The sequence below is a fragment of the Sphingomonas sp. 2378 genome, assembly GCF_038084995.1.
Lineage (GTDB): Bacteria > Pseudomonadota > Alphaproteobacteria > Sphingomonadales > Sphingomonadaceae > Sphingomonas.
Genome location: NZ_JAXCMJ010000016.1, coordinates 52,364 through 73,451 on the forward strand (window position 1 = coordinate 52,364; position 21,088 = coordinate 73,451).

Sequence of the window (21,088 nt, forward strand, 5' to 3'; positions counted from 1 at the left end):
ATGCGCGGGCCGGTCGTTGCCAGTCCGCGCTACAGCCAGGTCGCGATCGTCTTTCACTGGACGATCGCGGCGCTGGTCATGGCCAATCTGGCCATCGGATTGCTCCACGAAAGCCTGTTGCCGGGGACCATCCCGCTGCACAAGGCGATCGGCCTAACCGTATTGGCGCTGACCGCCGCGCGGATCGTCTGGCGACTGGGCCATCGCCCGCCGCCCCTGCCCGCTGAAATTCCGGTCTGGGCCCGTGGCGGCGCCCATGCGCTGCACGCCACCCTCTATTTTCTGATGATCGCCATGCCGATGACCGGCTGGGCGATGGGATCGGGCCGCGACGTGCCGCGCCCGGTCAGCTGGTTCGGCCTGTTCGACGTGCCGCTTTTGCCGATCGGCAAGGCCGCCGCCGGGTTCGGGCATGAGGCGCATGAGATTCTCGGCTGGCTGATGCTGGCCTTGGTGGCGATCCATGTCGCGGCGGGGCTGCGCCATCATTTCCTGCTGCGCGACGGCCTGCTCGCCCGGATGAGTTTTCGCGCGCGCTGATGGTCCCCCGGATAGGGGCTTCGACAAACCAGACCCGGCCCAAGAGCGCCGAGGGGCGAATAGCCCCGCCTATGCCCTTGGCGACCAGTCGTGCGTATCGAAATCGGGATGCTGGAACGAGACGATTTGGGCGAGATAGGCCGCTGCCTCGGGCTCATCCACCGGATGTTCCGGTAGCTTCGCCCATGCGTCAAAGTCCGCGATCCGTTCCGGCGAAGCCAGTTGCTCTTTCAGTTCGATCGATCGCGGTTCGTCCATCGTGCCGATCGCAAAACTGATGCTTTCCCCATATTCAAAGGTGAGGGGCGTCCCGCAATCCCGGCAGAATCCGCGGCGCACCTTGTTGGAACTCTGAAAATGAGCAGGCTGGCCCCTGGTCCAGGTCACCGCATCGCGCGGAGCGTTGACATAAGGGCCGAACAATCCGCCCGTGGCCTTCTGGCACATTCGGCAATGGCAGATGGAGGCGTCGCCCAGAGGCCCCGCGATACGAAAGCGCACCGCTCCGCACTGGCATCCTCCGGTGCTGGCTTGCCTATTGGTGGTCATGGCGGGAGCGTTTCACATACGCCCGGCGGCCGCAATGGGCGGTCTTCCACCAGCCGTGACGAAAAAATGACGAATTGTGCTGGGCAGGGTTGAACCAAATAGGCCCCTTCTTATTTATATCCTGTACGGCGTCGTGTCCCCCCTTTCGCGATGTCGTATGACACGCTTTCAGCGTGTCTCCTCCCTGAACCTTGGCCACCTCGCGCTCTCCCCCTTGTGCGAGGTGGTTTTTTGTTCGGGCTATTCCGCCGCGAGCGAAACCGGCTGGCCCAGCGCCTCGGCGGCCAGGGCGGCCAGCATCGCGCGGACCAGCGTCACCGTCGCGTCGAAGCCCGCACCGGGGGCCTCCAGCGCGCTGTCGAGATAGAGCGAGCGGTCGAGTTCCAACTGGATCGCATGGATGCCGCGTCGGGGGGCGCCATGGCGCTGCACGATATGGCCCCCGGCATAGGGCGCGTTGCGGGTCACGGCGATGCCGCAAGCCCGCGCCTCCGCCTCGATCCGGCGAACGAAGCGGGTGTCCGCCGTCACCCCGTGGCGATCCCCGATCACGATCCGGGGCACCAGGTCGGCGGCCCCCAGCGGCGGCATCGAATGAAGGTCGAGCATGACGGCGACGCCGAACCGCGCCCGTGCCTCCGCCAGAGCCTGTTCCAGCGCCTCATGATAGGGGCGGTGATCGGTCGCGATCCGCTCGGTCATCTCGGCATCGCTGAAGCGGCGCGACCAGATGTCGCCATGCCCGGCGACGCGGCGCGGGACGAGCCCCAGCCCGCTGCGCAACTTGGCCGAGGCGCGCCCCTGTGGCCGCGCGCCCAGATCGATGACCGGATCCCGCTCGCTCTCGTCGCGATTGAGGTCGATCCAGGCGCGGGGCAGGGTCTGGACCAGCATCGGCTCGTCGGTGAAGGCCCCCTGCGCGACCAGATCGATCAGCCGGTCCTCCAGCCCCATCACGGCGGAAAGCGGCACGCGCAACGCCTCGATCAGGGCAGGCGGATAATCACGCCCGCCATGGGGCACCGAGATCACGACCGGGCCAGTGACCGGCCCGCCAAGGCTTTGGAAAGATGCGCCGGGGGTCGGGCTTGCCATTGCCCATGAGCCTAGGTCGAGGCACGGATCGACGCAATGGTCTGGAAATATTAACCACCTTTTCGCTAAGCTGATGGCCAAGATGGATCGGAATCACGACATGTTTCACATTCTGCTGGCCGAAGATGACGAGGTCATGCGCGAATATCTGACGCGCGCGCTGACCCGGTCGGGATACCGGGTTTCGGCGGTCGATCGCGGCACGGCGGCCCTCCCGTTGTTGGAGAGCGAGCGGTTCGACCTGTTGCTGACCGACATCGTCATGCCCGAGATGGACGGCATCGAACTCGCCCAGCGCGCCGCCGCGATCGTCCCCGATCTGCGCGTGATGTTCATCACCGGCTTCGCGGCGGTCACGCTGAAGGCCGGGCAGGCGATGCCCAACGCCCGCGTCCTGTCCAAACCCTTCCACCTGCGTGACCTGGTGATGGAGGTGGACCGACTTTTTCACGCGGATTCGGTCGACGGCGCAATTTAGGGGTTGCCAGCCCGATCGAACCTGCTAATTGGCCCACCTCCGGCGGGCGTGTAGCTCAGTGGTAGAGCACTGTGTTGACATCGCAGGGGTCGCAAGTTCAATCCTTGCCACGCCCACCATCGAAAACCCCGCTAGGCCAACGGCTTAGCGGGGTTTTTGGTTTTCAGGCCCCCGAGTTGCGTGGCACGGTTTTGCGTGCCTTTTGCGTGTCATGCCGAGTGGAACATCCGTGCTCACGAGGGCTTCGAGGGCGCTAAGGCGGCTGCGCCAGCGGATTGGGAGCGGCAGCGATGGCGTGAAAACGACTGGCCATCATACCCGTCGCCGCCGTCCATCGGGACCGACTTGCGTGGTTTTTGCGTGAAGCGGCGTCGCCATCTTCCGCGCCAGCTCGGACGCAATGTCCTCCAGCCCCTGTCGGGTCTCGGAGAGATAAGCCGGGCTGAAGATCACGTAGCGCCGCGTCGACGGGGGCAGCACCACATGGCCGAGCGCCAGCGGGATCTCCTGCTGCGACACGCCGCGCTGTGCGATCAGGGTCGCCATGCTATGACGCATCAGCTTGGGGCCAAAGCCGATCGGCACTCCGAACCGCCTTGCCATGACGCTCCACGCCTTTTTGACGTCCGCCACGGGCCGCTGAACCACCCAACGGTCCTCATCCTCCTCGACCACGCTCTCGTGACAGACCAGCCGGTCGTCCGTCGCCTCCAGCCAGTTCGCCAGAAGCGATGTCACGGGGAGAGCCGGTCGGTTCTTGCGCGTCTGGATCCGCCCCGCCGGGTTGAGGTCGAGCACGCCGGCGTCGCGATGCCATTGCTGTCGGTCGGGCCGCACCGAAATATCGTAGAGCGCGTCCGGCCTCGCTAGCGTACAGATCGCACCGATCAGGTAGCGGCGCAGTGGCATCAGTCGTGCCGGATGCGCCGGGCTGAGCTCCGGGTCTCCTTCCGCCGTATAGTCGAGCATCTCGGCGATCTGGTCGAGCGAGAGGCGGAAGTTGCGCTCTGGCGTCACGGCGGCGCGGGGCAGGTGCTTCAGTTCAGGCACCGCCTCCATACGCTTCACGTTGAACCGCAAGGCTGCCTTCAGCTGGATGATGCTCTCCTCGACCGTCGACTTCGCCCGTTTGCGGGTCGACACGGTCCATTCCCGGGTTTCCGGGTCACGCCGCCGCTGGGTCACGGGATCGATCTCGGTCCCCCATTTTCGAAAACGCATCAGCCATTCAGCGTCCAGCACCGTCGGCAGCACGGGTTCACGCAGTACACCGATCGCGATCTCATGGTCGATGAACCGGTTCACCAGTTTCAGCCGGGCACGGATCGCGTCGGCGCTGGCCTGCTCGGCGCCGTGCAGCGTCCAATAGTCGGTCATCGCCTGATGGACCGTGTAGGCCACCTTGTCGTCAGCAGCAGGCTGGTGGAACGCCAGATAGTGCCGGTCGAGCACCTCGACCGCTAGGCGAAGATCAGCCGTGCGCGTGCTGCGCCGCTGCATCCGGCCGGTGACCGGGTCGTACCAGCAGATGTAGAGGTTCGGGCTGACGACCTCGCCGTCCTTGCCACGGACGCGATCGAGGTAGAATTCGCCGCGGCGATAGAGGTCTTCCGGTGACGGCACTGCGCTTTTTCCTTCAGGATTTCGCTTCGCGCCTCTCCGATCAGTTTTACTGCGCCTACCAGGGTGAGGAGGTCGAGATCCTCCGACTTCAGGTTGATGCCCCGGTTCGTCTGGATCGCGCGGGCGATCTTGCGGTCGAGCTGCAGGATGGCGTCGGCGGTTGCCGGGTCGATCATATCCTGGGGGAGGACCGGGCCGGTCCCCGGGGTCATCGCGAGGGTGCCGCCGGCGTCCGCGTCGATGCTCGTCATGTCTTTTCCTTCCTGACGTGGGTTACCCCACGTGCAGGGCCTTCTTCTCACCCGAAGCGGTCGTCGGTGATCTTCAGACGATCCGCGATCTCGCGTCGCGAGACGGTGACGCCGACATCGGCGGCAATGGTCGGCCATTCGGCCAGCGCGCCGCGCGTCCGGTCGATGATCTGTCCGATGACGCGATCCGACAGGCCATGGCGGCGGCCCAGCGCAAGGACGTGCGCGCGGGTCGGCGTGCGGCCCTCGCCCTCGACAGCGAGATAGTGCTCGCCGCCCGGACCGACCGAGAAGGTCAGGTCATAGGCCGGGGCGAGGCGCCACTCGCCGCTCGGTCCCATCAGATAGCTGTGTTGCCGGGTATGGTCGTCGCGGTTGTGCGCCAAGACGTTGAAAACCATGCGCCGGAAAGCTTGCTCGACGTCGCCGGCATGGCGGGTGATCGCCATGGTCGCACGCAGGAATCCGTCATAGTCGAGGCTCGGCATCTCGGACGGGGCTTCGGCCGCCCCGGCGAGGGATACCATGTGCAGCCGGCGTCCTGGGGCCGGTCGGTCGAAGCGGCGCGTCGCGAAATAGCCAGGTCCGTCGCGCTCGGGCAGGACGCGGGACTCCGCGATCGTCAGACCGGCCGCGCGGGCCATGCGCGCATAGGCTTCCTCGACCGGGCCGATATCGACGGGGTCGCCGGTCGCGCGGAACTTGACGATCCAGGCGTCATGGCCGTCCGCGGCCTCGCCGACGCTGATCGCGCCATCGGGGGCGAAGCCGACATGAACTTTGGGACGAGCGCCGCCCGATGCGCCCCCCAGCGCCGCCAGCGTGTCGACCAGCGCGCCCCCGTCTCCCGCGAGGAGCAACCGTGATTCCTCGGCCAGGGCATCGAGGTCGATCGTCCCGATCGCGTCGTCCGGCGTGGTGGCTGGCTGATAGACCAGCGCGCCACGGCCACCGGAGCCGATGATCGCCAACTGATCGACCGGGTTCAGCGTGTCGAACTGGACGTCGATCCTGGCGAGGCGACGTCGCAGCAACAGCCGTCCCCAGGCATCGGGCAGGCTGTCCGCCAGGAAGCCGTGCAGCCCGCCGAACGACCGGCCCCGCGCGGCGTGCAGGCCCGATTCCGGAGGATAGAGCAGCGGGGCGACGGGCAAGCCGCTGCGGATCACGTCGGGCGACCATTCGAGCTGGGCGACGCCACCGGCCATCACGACCCGGCCAGCCGGCGCAGCGGGCGCGGAATCGTCGAACGCCAGTGCGAGCCCCAGCGGTGCCCCCGGCCTCAGCTTCACGACATGGCCCTCGACGCGGCCCGGCGGCGGCGCTTCGGCGCGGTGCGTTCGGTCATCCGTTTTTGCTCCAGCAGGGCATCCATCGAACTGGCCACCGGCTCCGGGAAGAGGGTGAACAGATCCTGCTCGCACCGCAGCGCCACGGCCGCGCGGACGAGGTCGTCGATCGACGCCTTGCCCTCGGCCTCCAGGCGCCGCCAGGTGCGGTAGGACACGCCAGCACGGGCCGCCGCGTCGACCTGCGTCAGGTTCATCGCTAGGCGACGATGCTGTATCCTCTGGCCAAGATCGGCGGCGATTTCGCTAGGCGTGTTAAGCATCGTCCAAATATGGCCCGTAAAGCGAGATCACGCAACGTTGATGGCCATATTTGGACGAACGCACGCTCTTGCTATTCTGCGGCCTCAGCCAACGGCTGGTCATTGTCGGCCGCGAGGTCGACGATGCGGATGTTACCCCGGTGCGTATCGATCAGACCGGCCTTGTTCATGTCCGCCAGTTCCTTGGCCAGCGTTCCGGGTGTTTTCCCACGCTTGCCTTCGATCTCGTCGGAGATTGCGGCGAGGACCGGGGACGATGCCTTTGCCGCATTGAACGCGGCACGGATCGCGTCCCGTTCGATGACCGTGCCCGGCTTGCCACCGTCGAACGACGCCAGAAGGGCGAGAACGGCGCGGCGAAGCTCGGGTGTATGCAGGGTCGCCTTGCCCCGTGATGGCGCGGGGGCGGCATTGAAGATGCCGGGGAAGTCCGACGTGATGTCGTCATAGGCGCCCCGCTTGTCCCGGAGCAGCGCGCGAGGGCGAAGATCGGCACCCAGCGAATTCGCCTTGGCCACCTCGACGATGACGACGTCGCGGTCGGTCAGGCCGGGATGGGCGGCGCGAACGGATTCCAGGTCCTCGGACGGTCCGGCGAGCCGGACTTCGACGACGGTGCGGGGCGTGGTCGACCACATGGCCGAGCCACGCAGCCGCTCGATCGCGGCGTCGTCGGCCTTCTTTGCCGCGTCCTTCGGCGTGTGGCCGATCACCGCCCAGAACATCTTCTGCCGCCGTGACAGGCGATTCAGGTAGAAGAGGAAGTTCGTCGTCGCCTCGGAATTGGCGAGTTCGAATCCCGCCATCGATACGGCGGAGTCGAGAATGACCCCGACGATCCGGTCCTCGGGGCGACCATTGTCCTCGGCGCGGGCGTTCCAGTCGTCGAGGAAGGATTCGACGCCCTTGAGGACAGCGCTTGGCTGCCATCCGCCTGCTCCCCGTTTGAACAGGCAGGGATTAGGCTCCGTGAACTCCGTCGTGTCCATGCTCAGGAAGGCCATGACATGGATACGCCGGCAAAGCGCCGCGACGTCCTCGTCGGAGCCGCCAGACTGGTCGATCATGCGGCGGGCGATCATGCCGATGCGCTGGAGCACATGCTCGCGCAGATCCTCGGCGGTCAGGACCAGCACATGGCCGCGGACGTTGACATCCGCGCCTAGCCACTGACGCGGCGTCTTATCGCCGGCGGCGGCAATATGCGCCGCGAGCCAGAGAAGCAGCTGCGTCTTGCCGGTCGATCCTGCGCCGAACCAGATCGTGGCCCCGGTGGCAGGCATCAGGCCCTCGACGGCATAGTCCATCGTCTGTCGGTCCGATGCCGCATCGACAGCTTGATAGTGTCCTTGGCGGGCGCGGACAGTCCAACTTTCTCCGGTCATCTGGCGGTTCCCTCTATAGGCAGCTGGGATACGGCCGGGTCGTTAAAGTCAGGCTTACGCGCAGCCACCGGCGATCCCGATCGCTTTGTCGAGGACGTGCGCCTGTTGACCCGATCGCAGGGATTGGTCAGTATAATAGTTGTGGGGGTAAGGGGGTGGAGGCGATGAGCAGTGGGAACTGCACAGCGACTACACCCCCTTACCCCCACTTAACGCCAAGCGTTCGCGTTTCTGTCGTCGATCAGCGAACATCCTGCCATTCGGCCATCATGAATGTCCGAGCGGTATAGGCGAAACAGTACCGACGCGGTCCCTGGTCCTTTCTGACGGGGATGTGGCCGGCATTGTCGTTTACCGCGATGGTTTCGATGGGCGGCTTGGCCAGTTCGAGGCACATTTCTAGCCAGAGGGCGTCTGCCTCTTCGTCCGTCATCGTCGGCGGTCTCATTTCATCCTCCTCCACACACTCGGTCCTCCCTCGTCTTCCTCCGTGCGAAAGTTCCAACTTTCGCGCCAAGGTCTCGGCGGGGGTTAGCGCGGGCTCAGAAGATAGAAGAAAGGCAATTGAGCTAGGTTCGGAAGTGCTGGGGTAACTTTCACCCCAGGATGAAAAAGAATGAGTGAGATTGCCTATTATCGCGTGTCGACCAGCGGTCAGACGATTGAGGCGCAGCGTAGCGCGCTGCTCGGGCAGACGACGCAGTCCTTCGCCAAGCAATTCGTCGATCAGGGCATCAGCGGCTCGGTGCTGGCCCGTGACCGACCCGGCTTTGCCGCGTTGCTCGAATACATCCGCGAGGGCGACAGGCTGCACGTCACCGCCATTGATCGGCTGGGCCGCGATGCTTTGGACATCCAGGCGACGGTGCGGGCGCTGATGGCCAAGAAGGTCGAAGTGGTGGTGCCCACGCTCGGTACGATCACGTCGGGTGTCGGTCTTCTGGTCCTCGCGGTGCTGGCGCAGATCGCCGAGATGGAGCGCGAGACCATCCGCGAGCGCAGCGAGGCCGGGCGAGCCCACGCCAGGAAGTCGCTCGCCGCCACCGGCCGGACGCACCGCGGCAAGACGAGCCTCGGGCGGCCGCGCAAGGCGGACCCCGTCGAGGTCATCGCCTGGCGCATCACGAATAGGGCGAGCCTGTCCGTCACCGCCAAGCAGTTCGGCATCAGCGCGGCGACGGTGAAGCGCTATCTAGCGTCCACCGTCCCGCCCCCGACCCCGGTCCTCCCAGCCCATGGGGACGAAGGCGCGGTCGTCGTGCAACCCATCACCACGGTCCGTGCCGAGGTCCGGGACGTGGCTGACGGTCGCGTCGCCGGTCCCGACGCTGGTCGATCCCTCGACGACGTATCGATCGACGCCGGTCCCCCGCCGCTGGTGATCGACGTCAGTCAGAAGGGCGTCGAGACAGTCGTACCCGCGCCAGCGGGTGACGAGGGCAGCGAGCCGTTTGTCGGGGAGGTCGACGTTCCACTGTTCCCCGACCTTCCGGAGGGGGGGCCGGGCGGCACTCATCAGCGCGGCGCGGAGGTCGGCCAGCAGGCGGTTCCGCTCGACGGCGCTGTGGTCAAGCCACGGCGCCGCGTGACGTCGACGCATCGCGTCACGGACCGCAGGCGCGTCGGCAAAGACGTCGGCGGACATCCGCCAGTCGGGAGCGTCGGCAGTATCGATGACGAGCCCATGCTTCCCTTCGGCAACCCGCAGGGCGGGGTCGGCGAGGATCGCGGCGGCTAGGGCGGCGATCGCCTCGTCGCGTGGCGAGAGTGCCGCATCCCTGGCCGGTTCCGGGACGGGCGGCTGCGGCGTCGGTTCGATGGGAGTAGAAGGCTGGACCGGCGGATTGTGACCCAGCAGGCCCCCGATGAAGTCCCGCCACGTGCGGCCGGTCTTCTCGGCGGGCGCAGTGACCGGCGGCTCCGTCTTCTGCGCCTCGGCCAGAGCGCGTAGATAGACGGGATGGGCGCCATAGGCGCGGACGTGCTTCAGTGTCCGCGCTGCGTCGGGGTCGCCATCGGCGGCGGCACGCGTCAGGACCTTCGTGCCCACCGACGCAAGGTGCTTTGCGGCAGCGGTCATCCGCTTGGCCTGGATGTCAGCCAGCGCGGCAAGGCGCTTCTGCGCCATCTCGGCCAGGGCGGGCGTGGTCAGAGCGGCGAATTCGACGCGCGTCACGCCGGGCACCCGATATCCGGTCACCGTGCCCTCCGGCGGCAGGATCGGTATGTCGTCCGTCATGATCCGGTCGAACAGCGCCTCAAGCGTTGCCCGCGGGTCCGGACGGGCCGGCTCGAGCGTGCGAGCCGGTGCAGGGCGTTCGATCAGCGGCGTTGCAGCATCCGTGATCGCCTCAACCTCCGTCTGGGACGCAGTGACCGCCGTCCGGTACTTGGCTAGTACCGGGGTATGATCGCGCTCGACGGCAGCGATGCTGGCGAGGAACGCTTCGGCCGCGTCGGCGCGAGCGGCGATGGCGGCGTTCGCCCGCTGCTCGGCCGAGTCCGCCATGCCCTCGCCGATGGCCTTCAGAATGCGGCGGCAGACTGTGATCGTCTTGTCAGGCCGGGCACGCGCCATGGCCAGCGTGACGTCGTACTCGGCGCACTCGGCATCATGCTGGCGCAGCACCGCGTCGGCCGCATCAAGCCGAGCGGTCAGGTCACGGATGGCGGCGACGTGGGCCTGATCGACGACCGTCCCTTCTGCGAACCGGCGCTCCGCCTCGGCCAGCCGGCGGCGGAGGGCGGCGCGGGCCTTGGCGCGTTCCTCAGCCGCGGTCCATGCCTCGCGCAGCAACGCCGACCAGAGGAGTTCGGCATTGTCGACGCCGCGCGCGGTCGGCACGCCGACGGCCTCCAGCGGCGCCGCCCGGGTGCCGAGCGGCTTCTGCCCGTCGCGGTCGCACCCCAGCGAGCGCAGGGTACCCGGATGGAACTTGCGGGTGACACCCAGCCGGTCGAGTTCCTCGTTGCACCGATCAGCGAAGAAGGCCCGCATCTCGGCCACCATGGTGGTGCCATAGTCGCGATGGTTCCCGCCGTCCCGATCGCGTGACCAATCGGCCACCTTCTTCTGCGCATACGGATAGCGCACCCGGCCATGCTGTCCCTCGACAATTTCGGCGATCGTGAAGTCCCAACGGTCCCCGATCTTCCTGGCGGGCCGGTCATGGCAGGCGAGGTGCAGGTGATGATTGCGGCGGTCATTGTGATGGTCGGGCGCATGGATCGCGGCGACGTACATGATGCCGAACGAATCCAGCCGGTCGCAAATTGCTTGGGTGACCGTCCGCCGACCCGCGGCATCGAGGCCATCGGGAAACTCCGCCGTCAACCGGTATTGCGTCCGTCCGCCACGTCCCTCCGAGACCCTCACCGCCTTCTTCTTATTTTTGCCAGTCCCCAGGATCGTGGCGAGCGTCTTCGCCAGTTTGCGCGCAGCCGGACCGTCGATTGCCAGATCAACGAGCGGGATGGAGCGGGTTTTGCGCTTGCCCCTGGCGGTGGCGAAGGCGGCGGCAATGTCGCGCACCGCCTCGGGGACGTCGGGCGCGCTCGCCAGCGCCTGCCAGGCGTCGCGCGACGCGTTCTCCGGCGCCAGCGTCAGACGGTCCACACCGGGCGTGCGTTCGTGATCATGCACGGCCTGCCAATAGGCTTGCCGTTCCCGCGGGTCGGGCGAGATGTTGGAGAAGACGGCGCGCTCGCCGTCAATTGCCTCGGTCGCGGACGGTCGCACCGCATAGCGGTCGAACCCGTCCGGGGAGATCGTGACCTCCACCGCCCCGGGACGGTCGATATAGGCATCGTGGTCCTTCGGTGCCCTGGCCTTCAGCTGCTGAATCCCATCCCGCGTTTTGATCTGGCAACCGCCATCGCTGGTCTTGCTGACCGCCTCGAAGGTGAAGTCGAAGGTGACCTTGCCGTCTACCGAGACGAACCGCGCGCTGAAGGCACCCGGCACCGCGAAATCGGGGGAGCGCGACCAACGATTGCCGCGCGGCTTCCGGTCCTTGACCGCGTCGCGGACGTTCCGCCGGACCCGCACCGTGCGGCCGAGCGCCTCTTCCTCCTCGATCGCGAGCAGGCGTCGCAACCGTGCAGAACAATGACCGATGGGACCGAGGGGACGCTGGATCGACATGGGCGGGCTCCTGTTGCCATCTATGGTACAGGACGCGAATCACGGGGTGAATCACCCCCATGTCGATTTTCCCGGAGGTGGCCCCGCCACCGACGGGCCGCGCCTCCGGCGCGCCCTTGGGGACGCCGACCCCGGCGTCCCGGCCTCGCCTCGCCGCATGGCGACGCACGCAAAGGTGAATGCTTCACCTTAGCGGAATTGCGCCTCCCTAAATCACGCCGTTCGCCGCTCCGCCTTAACGGAGCGTTCGGACCGGCGTCAGCTACTGCTTGAAGCGGTGGTCGCGGTGCCAGCGCACGAAGTCGGGGTGCGGTCGGCTCGCCAGATGCGCAGGCAGGATCGCACAGCCAGACGGGTTCACGATCGAGCGGACGCTGTCCGGATCGTTGACCTGGCGCGACACCAGGATGCGCATGTCGTCGTCGAAGCCGATCAGGCCGCGGTCGAACATCCAGTGCGCCGTGCCTGACAGCGCCATGCCGTTGCTGATGATGTCGGGACCGTTCGCTTCGACGGGACGGATATGGGCGGCCTCCACCTCGGCACGACCGCCGCCGTTGATCAGCTTCAACCCGGTGACCGCGCACCGCTCGTCATAGGCACGCAGCACGATGCGGCGAAACACCCGGTCCCGAACCACGCGCGAGACCAGCGTCGCGACCCGCTCGCGGGCTTCGTCGAAGACGAAGGGTGTGCGATCCTCCCGGACGGCGGCTGGCTGATCGACGTCGTCGGTGCGCGGCAGCAGCGGGCTGGTGTCATCGAGCCCGGCTGAGACGATGCGGTTGAAGTCCGCCGGTGACAGCGACCGTACGGCAGCTTGCGCGCGGCCGGAGATCCGGCCAGTATCGTTCAGGACGCCACGCTCGATGACCTGACCGTCCGCATCTGCGAAGGGGACAGATGTTGCGAAATCGAGATAGCTGCCCGGCTCGATCAGCGCGAGGTACATGCCGGGCGCAGTTGGGTCCGGCACGATCCGCTCGACCTTGGCGACGGCGAAGTACCCGCGGGTGTCTCGCACCTTGCGAGGCTCATAATAGATGATCCAATCACCAACGCACGCTTGTGCGCGGCTCAGATATTGGGCCGGGAACTGGTAGCGTTCTGCCGGTGTGTCATCGTAGATCGAGTCAAATCGGTGAATGAAAACGCCGAACGCCATAGGCGTAGCTTAGCGGGGTGTTGAGGTTCTGCAAATCAGCCCGATCCAATGCTCAATGGCGCAACGCCCAGCAGGGCGGTAATCCCGCCGGAACCAGGGCTGTGACCCACACCCGGCCATCCATCATGACTTGGTTCTTCACCGGAAGCGGCTGCTCGTTACCTCCGATTTCTACGACTTGACGGGAATGTGCAGGAAGGTGACGCCGACGAGTTGCGGCACCTTGATAACCTATTCTCGCCTTCGGTGGTCTCAAGCTATGCGCGATGATCAAATGTCGGCGAATACGAAAATGCGACTTACCCGCGCTCATAAAGCGTTGTTCGCCACCCGGCCCCCGCGCTAGGACGGCTTGGGGAGAAAATCTGCTTGACCGACACAACGCTGTTTACCGCCGGAAGCCTGTTCACTAGCGATTATCTGACGCACGGAATCCGGGACACCGCCGAGTATGCGGCGGTCGATCCCGCCGCACTGGGCACGGTGTTGGCCACGCTGTTCGACGCGTTCCCGATTGCCACCCAGCCCAACGAGGCGCAAACCGAAGACGACCTGATCTGGCCGGTCCTCGCCGCGCTTGGCTGGACGGAAGTACTGCGTCAGCAGAACCTGACCGTCTCGGGCCGCGAGGACGTGCCCGACGGTCTGATGTTCGCCGATGCCGCCGCCAAGGCGCAGGCCAATGCGAGTGCGCAGGAGTGGCAGCGTTATACCCACGGCCTGGCTGTGGTGGAGAGCAAGCGCTGGGGCCGCCCGCTCGACCGCGCCGGGCGCCGCGATGAGGCGACGGCACCCTCGACCCAGATGCTCCGTTACCTGCGCCGCATCGACGACCTGACCCGTGGGAGGCTGCGCTGGGGGATCCTGACCAATGGCGGGCGCTGGCGACTCTACTGGGCCGGCGCGCGGTCTGTGTCAGAGGAATTCCTCGAGATCGACCTCGCCCGCGTCCTTGGCCGCGCGGACGATGACCTGTTTGCCGGCCCGGCTGATCGCGAGCACTGGCTGCGCGTCTTCGCGGTCATGTTCGGCCGCACGGCCTTTCTGCCCGACATCGGCGACCAAACCTTTCATGCCCGCGCGCTGCGCCAAGCGGCGTTCTACGAAGAGCGCGTCGCCGCCAGCTTGGCGAACCTCGTCTTCTCCGAGGTATTCCCGGCGGTCTCCGCCGCCATCGCTCGTGCCGCACCCAACGCGTCGCTGCAGGACGTGCGCGAAGCGAGCCTCGTCCTTCTCTACCGTTTGCTGTTTCTGCTCTACGCCGAAGATCGCGGGCTGCTGCCCGTCCGTGACCGGCGCTACGACGATTATGCGTTACGCCCGCTACGCGAAGACATCGGCCGCCGGATGGGCGAGGGTGACGCCTTTTCCGCCAGTGCCTCGCCAATCTGGAACCGCATCGGCGACCTGTCGCGGATGATCGACAAGGGCGACGCCTCGGTCGGCCTGCCGCCCTACAATGGCGGGCTTTTCTCCGCCGATAAGACGCCGCTGCTCGACCGTATCCGCATCCCTGACGCGGTCATGGCACTGACGATCGATGCGCTGTCGTTCGAGCGGACGGGAATGCTGCGGCGCTACATAAACTATCGCGACCTGTCGGTGCAGCAACTCGGCAGCATCTACGAGCGCCTGCTCGAGCACGAATTGACGGTCGAGGACGGTGCGCTGGCTGTCCGCCCGAACGCTTTCGCGCGCAAGAACAGCGGTAGTTACTACACCCCCGACGAACTCGTCGGGCTGATTCTTGACCAGACGCTGGAGCCGCTGATCGCCGAGCGGCGCGATGCCTTCGCCGCCGCGCTCGCCGCGCTGCGCCCAGCCGACAGCGAGGATTATCGTCGCCGTGAGCTCGACGCCGCCGATCCGGCCGAAGCGATCCTGAGCTTGCGCGTCCTCGATCCGGCAATGGGATCGGGGCATTTCCTCGTTAGCCTGGTCGACACGCTGACCGATCATGTTCTCGACGCGATGGCCGAGGTTGCAGTCGCGGGCGCCTCACTCGACCACCGCTCGCCGCTTGCCGCCGAGATCGTCAAGACTCGTAACCGCATTCTCGGCAACGCCCGCGCCGCCAACTGGGCGATCGAAGAGGCGCAACTCGACGACCGCCACATCGTCCGCCGCATGGTGCTCAAGCGCTGTATCTATGGCGTAGACAAAAACCCGATGGCAGTCGAACTGGCCAAGGTGGCGCTTTGGCTCCACACCTTCACCGTCGGCGCGCCGCTGTCGTTCGTCGACCATCACCTGCGCGCTGGCGACAGCTTGTTCGGACTGTGGGTCCGCGACGCGATCGACAGCGCTGCGGCATGGGGCGGGGGTCAGCTACTCTACGCCGGCCCTTTGCGCGAGGCGCAGTCGGCGGCGGCGGCGATGCAGATCATCGAGCGGTTGACCGATGCCGAGATCGCGGAAGCGCATCAGTCCGCCGACACCTTCTACGGCGTCCAGCAACAGGTCGCGCCGCTCGACGGCTTCCTCGCCTTCCTCCACGCGCTTGACTGGCTCAACCTGAAGAACCGCGAAGACAAGGCGGCGGTACGCGCGTGGCTTGATGGGGTATTCGGCAACCCAATCGACATTGTGCGCGGTCGCGCACAACCGCTGCTGGAACGTGACCGTCAGCATGGTGAGCGTTTCGGCGAGATCCTCGCTGAGGCCTGCGCGCTGATCGAGGATGAGCGCTTTCTCAATTGGCAGGTAACCTTCCCCGGCGTCTGGACCAACTGGTCGAGCGGTGCGCTACATGGGGGGTTCGACGCGGTGGTCGGAAACCCGCCATGGGATCGCATCAAGCTACAACAGGTCGAGTGGTTTGCCGCCCGCCGCCCCGAAATCGCCCGCGCCACGCGCGCGTCGGACCGTGCCCGGATGATCGCAGCGGTGAAAGCGGAGGGAGATTCGCTCGCCAGTGATTTTGCGTTGGCCGATAGCCGTGCGGCGGCATCGCTGCGAATGGCGCGTACGGCCTACCCGCTGCTCGGGCGCGGCGACGTCAACCTCTACAGCCTGTTCGTCGAACGCGCGCATGCGCTGGCGAAGCCCACCGGCATGGTTGGGTTGCTCACTCCAAGCGGTATCGCCTCCGACCTATCGGCAGCGTCCTTCTTTCGGAAAATCGCGGTCGGCGGGCACCTGAAGGCGCTCTACGATTTCGAAAATAGGGGCGTATTTTTTCCTGACGTACATCGCAGCTTCAAGTTTGCCGCGATGGTGTCCAGCCCCGGACGCACATTTCCTACCGCCCAATGCGGTTTCTTTCTCAAGGATGTCGCGGAGATCGCCGATCACGATCGCAGCTTCGTCATTCCTGCGGCGGGGTTTGCGGCGGTCAACCCCAATACTGGGACCGCTCCGATCTTCCGCTCTCGTCGGGACATGGAACTGACCACCCGTATCTATGGACGCTTGCCGATCCTAGTTGACCGATCCGGTGGCACCCCCTCTGCGGCATGGCCGGTGCGCTACGCCACCATGTTCCATATGACCAACGACAGCCACCTGTTCCGCACGCGCGCGGAGCTTGAAGAGCAAGAGGGCGCGTGGCCGAGCGGTGGCAACCGCTTCGCCTCAGCGGCGGGCGATTGGGTGCCGCTCTACGAAGGCAAAATGGTGCAGGCGTTCGACCATCGCGCTGCGAGCGTCGTGGTCAACCCGGCCAATGTCAACCGACCAGCTCAGCCGCTGCCCACGACCGACGAACAGCATCGAGATCCAGCGTGGTTGCCCGCCCCGCAATTTTGGGTAACGCATGCCGCCGCAGCACCGAAAGTCGATGGTTGGGTGCTCGGCTTCAAGGAGATCACAGCTCCGACGAATATCCGGACGATGATCGCTGCGATTTTCCCAAGCGTGGGTTTTGGTAACAAGGTGCCGATCTTCGCGCCGACAACGGCTGATCGCCAAGAATGGCTGCTTCTCGCGAACTTGAACGCGTTCGTCTTCGACTACGTGACACGCCAGAAAATCCAGGGACAGACACTCAACCTTTTCATTGTTGAACAGCTTCCCGTCGTTCCACCAACAGCATACGACCGCCGCTTCGGCGACCGAACCGCCGCCGACATCGTCCGCGCCAGCGTGCTAGAGCTCAGCTACACCGCGCACGATCTTGCCCCCTTCGCGCGCGACTTGGGCCACGTCGATGAAGACGGGGCGGTGCTACCGCCGTTCGCCTGGGACGAGGAACGGCGGCTGCGGCTGCGGGCGCGGCTCGATGCGCTCTACTTCATCCTCTACGGAGTCACTGACCGCGAGGACGTGCGCTACATCTTCTCAACCTTCCCGATCGTTGAGCGCGAGGAAACCGCTGTTTGGGGCCGTTATCGCAGCCGCGACCTGACGCTCGCCTGGATCAACGCCCTGAACGCCGGCCAACCTGACGCGGAGATCGACGCATGACGACCATCCCGCAGCGGCTGTGGCTCGTCCGCCTCGGCCGGGACGGCGAGCACGAGCCGGAAGCGCTGGACCGCAACCTGCTCAACATCGGCTTCAGCATGGTGCGCAACCTATCCGCGGCCGGCACCCGCGATCAAGTGCTCGACATTGTCCGGCAGACGTTCCCCGAAGCCAAGCCCGCGACGCAGGGCAACTATGCCGCGCAGATCAACCAGTTCGTCAACACCATCGCTGAGGGTGATCTGGTTATCTCGCCGCTGAAGAGCCTCGGAAAGATAGGTATCGCCCGCGTCGTCGGTCCCTATAGCCCGCTTCCTGACGGTCGCCCCGCCCGCCCGATCGAGTGGTTGACCACCGAGGTGCCGCGCGACGCCTTTCGGCAAGACCTGCTCTACAGCTTCGGCGCTTTCATGACCGTCTGCGAGATCCGCCGCAACAACGCGCTCACCCGTGTCCTTGCCGTGCTGCGGACAGGTCGCGACCCCGGCGACGGCGTCCAGCCGGTCACCTCGTCTCGCCGGCTGATCGCGGACGCTCCAGCGACCGATGAGCCCGTCGCCGAGGAACAGCTCGACCTCGAACGCATCGCCCGCGACCAGATCGAACGCCGCATCTCTTCGAGCTTCGTCGGTCACGACTTTACCCGGCTTGTTGCTGCGATCCTGACCGCGCAGGGTTACCAGACTCACGTCTCTCCACCCGGTCCTGACGCCGGAATCGACATTGTCGCTGGCCGCGGGGCGCTTGGTTTCGAAGGCCCGCGCCTCGTCGTGCAGGTCAAGAGTGGTGACGTCACTGCCGACCAACCTGCCTTACAGGGACTGCTCGGCTGTGTGCAGGACACCCACGCCGATCAGGGGCTGCTGGTGAGTTGGAGCGGTTTCAAGCCCACCGTTCGTAAGCGAACCAACGATCTCTATTTCCGCGTCCGCTTCTGGGGCCGCGACGAGATCGTCAGCGCGCTGCTCGATGTATATCCGCGCCTGCCAGAAGCAATCCGGGCTGAGTTGCCCTTGCGCCCTATCTGGACGCTGGTTGTCGAGGGCGAGCCGGGCGCATAATGCTTTTAGTTAGGGTGCAATAGGTTCAACCGATGGACAGACCACCACCCGTCCCAATTGAGCGATTACGACGAGAAAGATGTAAGTAATATTGTAATAATCAAGTCGTTTCCAACTAAAAAACGACAATCGTGGCCGTTCGGCTGTTGCCAAGCAGCAGGCTGTCGCTCTCAAATCACAAGTACAATGTGACTACGTGGCCTATGCAAATTATTCTCAATAAATTTGCAAACGAAGAAAAGCACCATTACCCCAACGACGCTGTAACTAATCGGGGATGCACTTACGCGCCGATGAAATGTTGAAGCCTTCGGGGGCCGGTTTGTATGCGTCTGTCGTGCGCGACCAGCGCTTCTCGCGGCTCTGTTGCCGGCGTAGCCTAGTCGGCTCAATCTCAACGACCACCAGTTGGTCATTTAACCCACCGCGTACCCGGCACACATCACGGTCGAACGATCTCTTGGCTGGCCGTCGCAGCCGGCTATCACCGTAGCGACGATTGTTGACCAGCGCCATATAGGCATGAACATCGAGAGCAGCGGCATCAATTAAGGCCGAAAAGCTCTCTAGGTCCTTGTTCCACGAGAGGGTAATCAGGCAGTCAACCTGGCCTTGAAAACCCGCGCGGTACCCCATGTTTTGAAGTTCGCTGCAAACGAGGATGCCGAAGTAGAGCCCATTGTGCTGGTACACCCGCTTTGGGTCATTTCCTTTGGCCCAACTCAACCCGTGACTGGCATAAAGCTGCTCCTCCTCTCCCGGTGCGGGCAGCGACTTGCGCTGCCGCACTTGGATCGAAGACGCATAGCCCAGCCGATCATCTGTCAAGACAAGTACCGCCGAGCTGTCGATATGCTTGTCTAAATGATGCACGTAATCGACTCCAGCAATCAGGCTGATCCCGCTGGCACGCAATCGCCCAGCAATGGTGTTGATCCAGCGCTCAGGCACCGACAGTTCTGGCAGGAGCAGATAATCTGGCTTGGGTGTAGTGAGGATTGCGGTGTTCACGATGCTCGCGAGCTGCCGGTATCGTCGCGGCGATAAGTCAGGGTTTCCAGCCGCTCCTTCCTCCCAGCTTTTGTCAGTCACTTCGAAGCTGGTCAGTCCCAGCCTTACGGCGCGGCCGGGCGCTGAGCGCTTCACAATGACCGGCAGGGGACGATCGTGACTGTCGGCTGCCACTGCGGGCGCGAGCCTGCCCCCTCCGCCAGTCCCTTCTTCGACATTAACCGGCTCCGCTTCCAGCTCTTGCGCCAGATCGCCGCGCACCCAAACTCCACGCACCGCGCGCGTGTAATCAGCCCATGTATGGGCAGCGGCGACAGGCTCGTCGAATACACACTCATTGGGCAAATAGAGCGCAATCTCCTCGGGCGTGTATGGCCGTGTTGGGAATAAGAATGGCAAGATTGAACGTGGTACTGGATCGTGCCCTGCCGCGATCGCGCGCAGCGCCACGCGACGCGGCGGCGGCCCGCTGGCGTTGCGCTCGGTGCGTTCTAGGAATTGACGAAGGCAGTCGACGTGCTGATAGCGCCCCGCCAGCAACGCCTCGTTATGCTGCTGGGCTGGCTGCGTCACCGCATCGGTGCGGAGATGCTCACGATAAGGTATCCTGGCCCAGTCCGCCTCACGCGCCTGCTGGGCCAACAGCGTCAGCTCGTGCACGGTGAGCCCTAAGTCTTTGACCAGAGCAGAGAATGCTCTCGCTCGCGGCGGCGTGGAGGAGATCGGATAGGCACGAATCAATGCTTCGCGGAAAAAGCGCATGACCTGCTCGCGAGTGTCATTCCAGACTTTCGGTGGCACAGCTTCAGCATGGATCCCATTGATCCGCATCCGTGCAGCCTGAGTGGATTCCTGCAGCTTGAAGATGGCGGCAATGGTTTTTTTGTACACCCGTCTCGCCGGCTCCCAGTCACCAAGCGAGACTGCAAATGACAGCAATCGTGGCAAGTGGTCAATCTGCTCTAGCACCTTGTCGGCGCGGATGACGTGTTCGTGAGCGAACTCGTAGAAGTCTTCGCGTTGCTGTTTCCAATCCTGCGGTCGAAGGTCTCGTGCTAGTGTGTTTACTGCGCGTAGCAACACCGACCACCCGAGGCGGCGCAGGGTTAATCCGTCCGCCCGCCGCAGACTGTCGGCGTCGTCGGCAGAGTCGGTTGCAGCCAACGCGCGCGCAGCATGCGACTTGTCGATATGCTCGGGCAGCGGCATCGTCCTCCGTTCGCTGGAAACTTCTCGGATTTGCGAGGCGATATGGTCGAGCAAATCGGCGCCCGATCGGCCGCTCAGGAAGAACGTCTTTTGTTTTGCGGCCTGTAATGTCAGTTGAGTTCTGCCGCCCCATTCGGGCAATGCCAGCCTGACGTTTCCGGTAGCATCCCGGTCAAACGCGGAAACCCGCTGCATGATAAATTTCCAAAGGTCGCTTGGCGACCTGATGTCATCGCTGTCATGGAGCACCAAGAACAGGTCATCGACATAACGAGCATAGTAGATCGGGGACAGTTGTCGCTCGACCTGTCGATCTAAAAACGCGAGCAGCACGTTCGAAATCACCCGAACGACGGACAAGCCGATGGGGATACCGGCGTGTTGCCCGGCATCTATAGGACAACCGAGTGCGGACAGACTCTCGCGGCAGCGCGCCGACCACTCACTTAGCGCTCCGCTGATTAGGGTTCAAACCCAATCAGCATCTTGAGTGATGACAGGTTTCCTGATTCACTGGGGTGTGGATCATGAGAGGTGAGGCATGGCGCTGTTCTGGTTGTC

Annotated in this window: 14 protein-coding genes, 1 tRNA gene and 1 pseudogene; 6 read left to right on the plus strand and 10 right to left on the minus strand. The window is 64.8% G+C overall.

Features of this window, described 5'->3' with window-relative positions:
- Window positions 1-540 (plus strand): cytochrome b, encoded by a 540-nt coding sequence (locus tag SM191_RS10090; protein WP_341506088.1) that lies wholly within the window; start codon window positions 1-3, stop codon window positions 538-540.
- 69 nt (window positions 541-609) lie between these two features.
- Here SM191_RS10090 and SM191_RS10095 read toward each other — a convergent pair whose 3' ends face one another.
- The gene (locus tag SM191_RS10095) at window positions 610-1,089 is read right to left on the minus strand and encodes a GFA family protein (protein ID WP_341506089.1); all 480 of its coding nucleotides are present in this window, start codon (window positions 1,087-1,089) and stop codon (window positions 610-612) included.
- Between the two features lie 240 nt (window positions 1,090-1,329).
- Window positions 1,330-2,184, minus strand: coding sequence for an N-formylglutamate amidohydrolase (locus SM191_RS10100; RefSeq protein WP_341506090.1), 855 nt, complete (start codon window positions 2,182-2,184; stop codon window positions 1,330-1,332).
- A gap of 100 nt (window positions 2,185-2,284) precedes the next feature.
- Between SM191_RS10100 and cpdR the strand changes: the two genes are divergently transcribed.
- Window positions 2,285-2,662 carry a cell cycle two-component system response regulator CpdR gene (gene cpdR / locus SM191_RS10105; RefSeq protein ID WP_341506091.1) on the plus strand — a complete coding sequence of 126 codons (378 nt, stop codon included), beginning with the start codon at window positions 2,285-2,287 and terminating at the stop codon, window positions 2,660-2,662.
- A gap of 44 nt (window positions 2,663-2,706) precedes the next feature.
- Window positions 2,707-2,781, plus strand: a tRNA-Val gene (locus SM191_RS10110).
- Window positions 2,782-2,974: 193 nt separating this feature from the next.
- On the opposite strand, the gene SM191_RS10115 is transcribed toward SM191_RS10110, so the two are convergent.
- From SM191_RS10115 to SM191_RS10135, 5 genes are all read right to left on the minus strand, one after another.
- A complete protein-coding gene (locus tag SM191_RS10115; RefSeq protein ID WP_341506092.1) occupies window positions 2,975-4,285 on the minus strand; it encodes a hypothetical protein in 1,311 nt (436 codons plus the stop codon).
- A 298-nt stretch (window positions 4,286-4,583) separates the two neighbouring features.
- Complete coding sequence (locus SM191_RS10120) at window positions 4,584-5,828, minus strand: type II toxin-antitoxin system HipA family toxin (protein WP_341506093.1); 1,245 nt, start codon at window positions 5,826-5,828, stop codon at window positions 4,584-4,586.
- The gene (locus tag SM191_RS10125) at window positions 5,825-6,148 is read right to left on the minus strand and encodes a helix-turn-helix domain-containing protein (protein WP_341506094.1); all 324 of its coding nucleotides are present in this window, start codon (window positions 6,146-6,148) and stop codon (window positions 5,825-5,827) included. The genes SM191_RS10120 and SM191_RS10125 overlap by 4 nt, the downstream gene beginning before the upstream one ends.
- 71 nt (window positions 6,149-6,219) lie before the next feature.
- Entirely contained in the window at window positions 6,220-7,533 is a 1,314-nt protein-coding gene (locus SM191_RS10130) for an AAA family ATPase (RefSeq protein ID WP_341506095.1), read from the minus strand.
- Window positions 7,534-7,774: 241 nt separating this feature from the next.
- Window positions 7,775-7,966 (minus strand): hypothetical protein, encoded by a 192-nt coding sequence (locus tag SM191_RS10135; RefSeq protein WP_341506096.1) that lies wholly within the window; start codon window positions 7,964-7,966, stop codon window positions 7,775-7,777.
- 183 nt (window positions 7,967-8,149) lie between these two features.
- Between SM191_RS10135 and SM191_RS10140 the strand changes: the two are divergent.
- Window positions 8,150-8,503: pseudogene (locus SM191_RS10140) on the plus strand (recombinase family protein); the annotation flags it as partial.
- A 222-nt stretch (window positions 8,504-8,725) separates the two neighbouring features.
- Here SM191_RS10140 and SM191_RS10145 read toward each other — a convergent pair.
- Together SM191_RS10145 and SM191_RS10150 are read right to left on the minus strand one after the other, a co-directional pair.
- Window positions 8,726-11,677 carry a MobA/MobL family protein gene (locus SM191_RS10145; protein WP_341506097.1) on the minus strand — a complete coding sequence of 984 codons (2,952 nt, stop codon included), beginning with the start codon at window positions 11,675-11,677 and terminating at the stop codon, window positions 8,726-8,728.
- A 262-nt stretch (window positions 11,678-11,939) separates the two neighbouring features.
- A complete protein-coding gene (locus tag SM191_RS10150; RefSeq protein ID WP_341506098.1) occupies window positions 11,940-12,842 on the minus strand; it encodes an HNH endonuclease in 903 nt (300 codons plus the stop codon).
- Window positions 12,843-13,211: 369 nt separating this feature from the next.
- Between SM191_RS10150 and SM191_RS10155 the strand changes: the two genes are divergently transcribed.
- Window positions 13,212-17,246, plus strand: coding sequence for an Eco57I restriction-modification methylase domain-containing protein (locus SM191_RS10155; RefSeq protein ID WP_341506099.1), 4,035 nt, complete (start codon window positions 13,212-13,214; stop codon window positions 17,244-17,246).
- Window positions 17,243-18,307: a restriction endonuclease gene (locus SM191_RS10160; protein WP_341506100.1), complete on the plus strand. Its 1,065-nt coding sequence runs from the start codon at window positions 17,243-17,245 to the stop codon at window positions 18,305-18,307. The genes SM191_RS10155 and SM191_RS10160 overlap by 4 nt, the downstream gene beginning before the upstream one ends.
- A gap of 267 nt (window positions 18,308-18,574) precedes the next feature.
- Here the strand turns inward: SM191_RS10160 and SM191_RS10165 are convergent, their stop codons facing one another.
- On the minus strand, window positions 18,575-20,860 hold the full coding sequence (locus tag SM191_RS10165; protein ID WP_341506101.1) for a hypothetical protein: 2,286 nt from the start codon (window positions 20,858-20,860) through the stop codon (window positions 18,575-18,577).
- Window positions 20,861-21,088 lie beyond the last annotated feature (228 nt).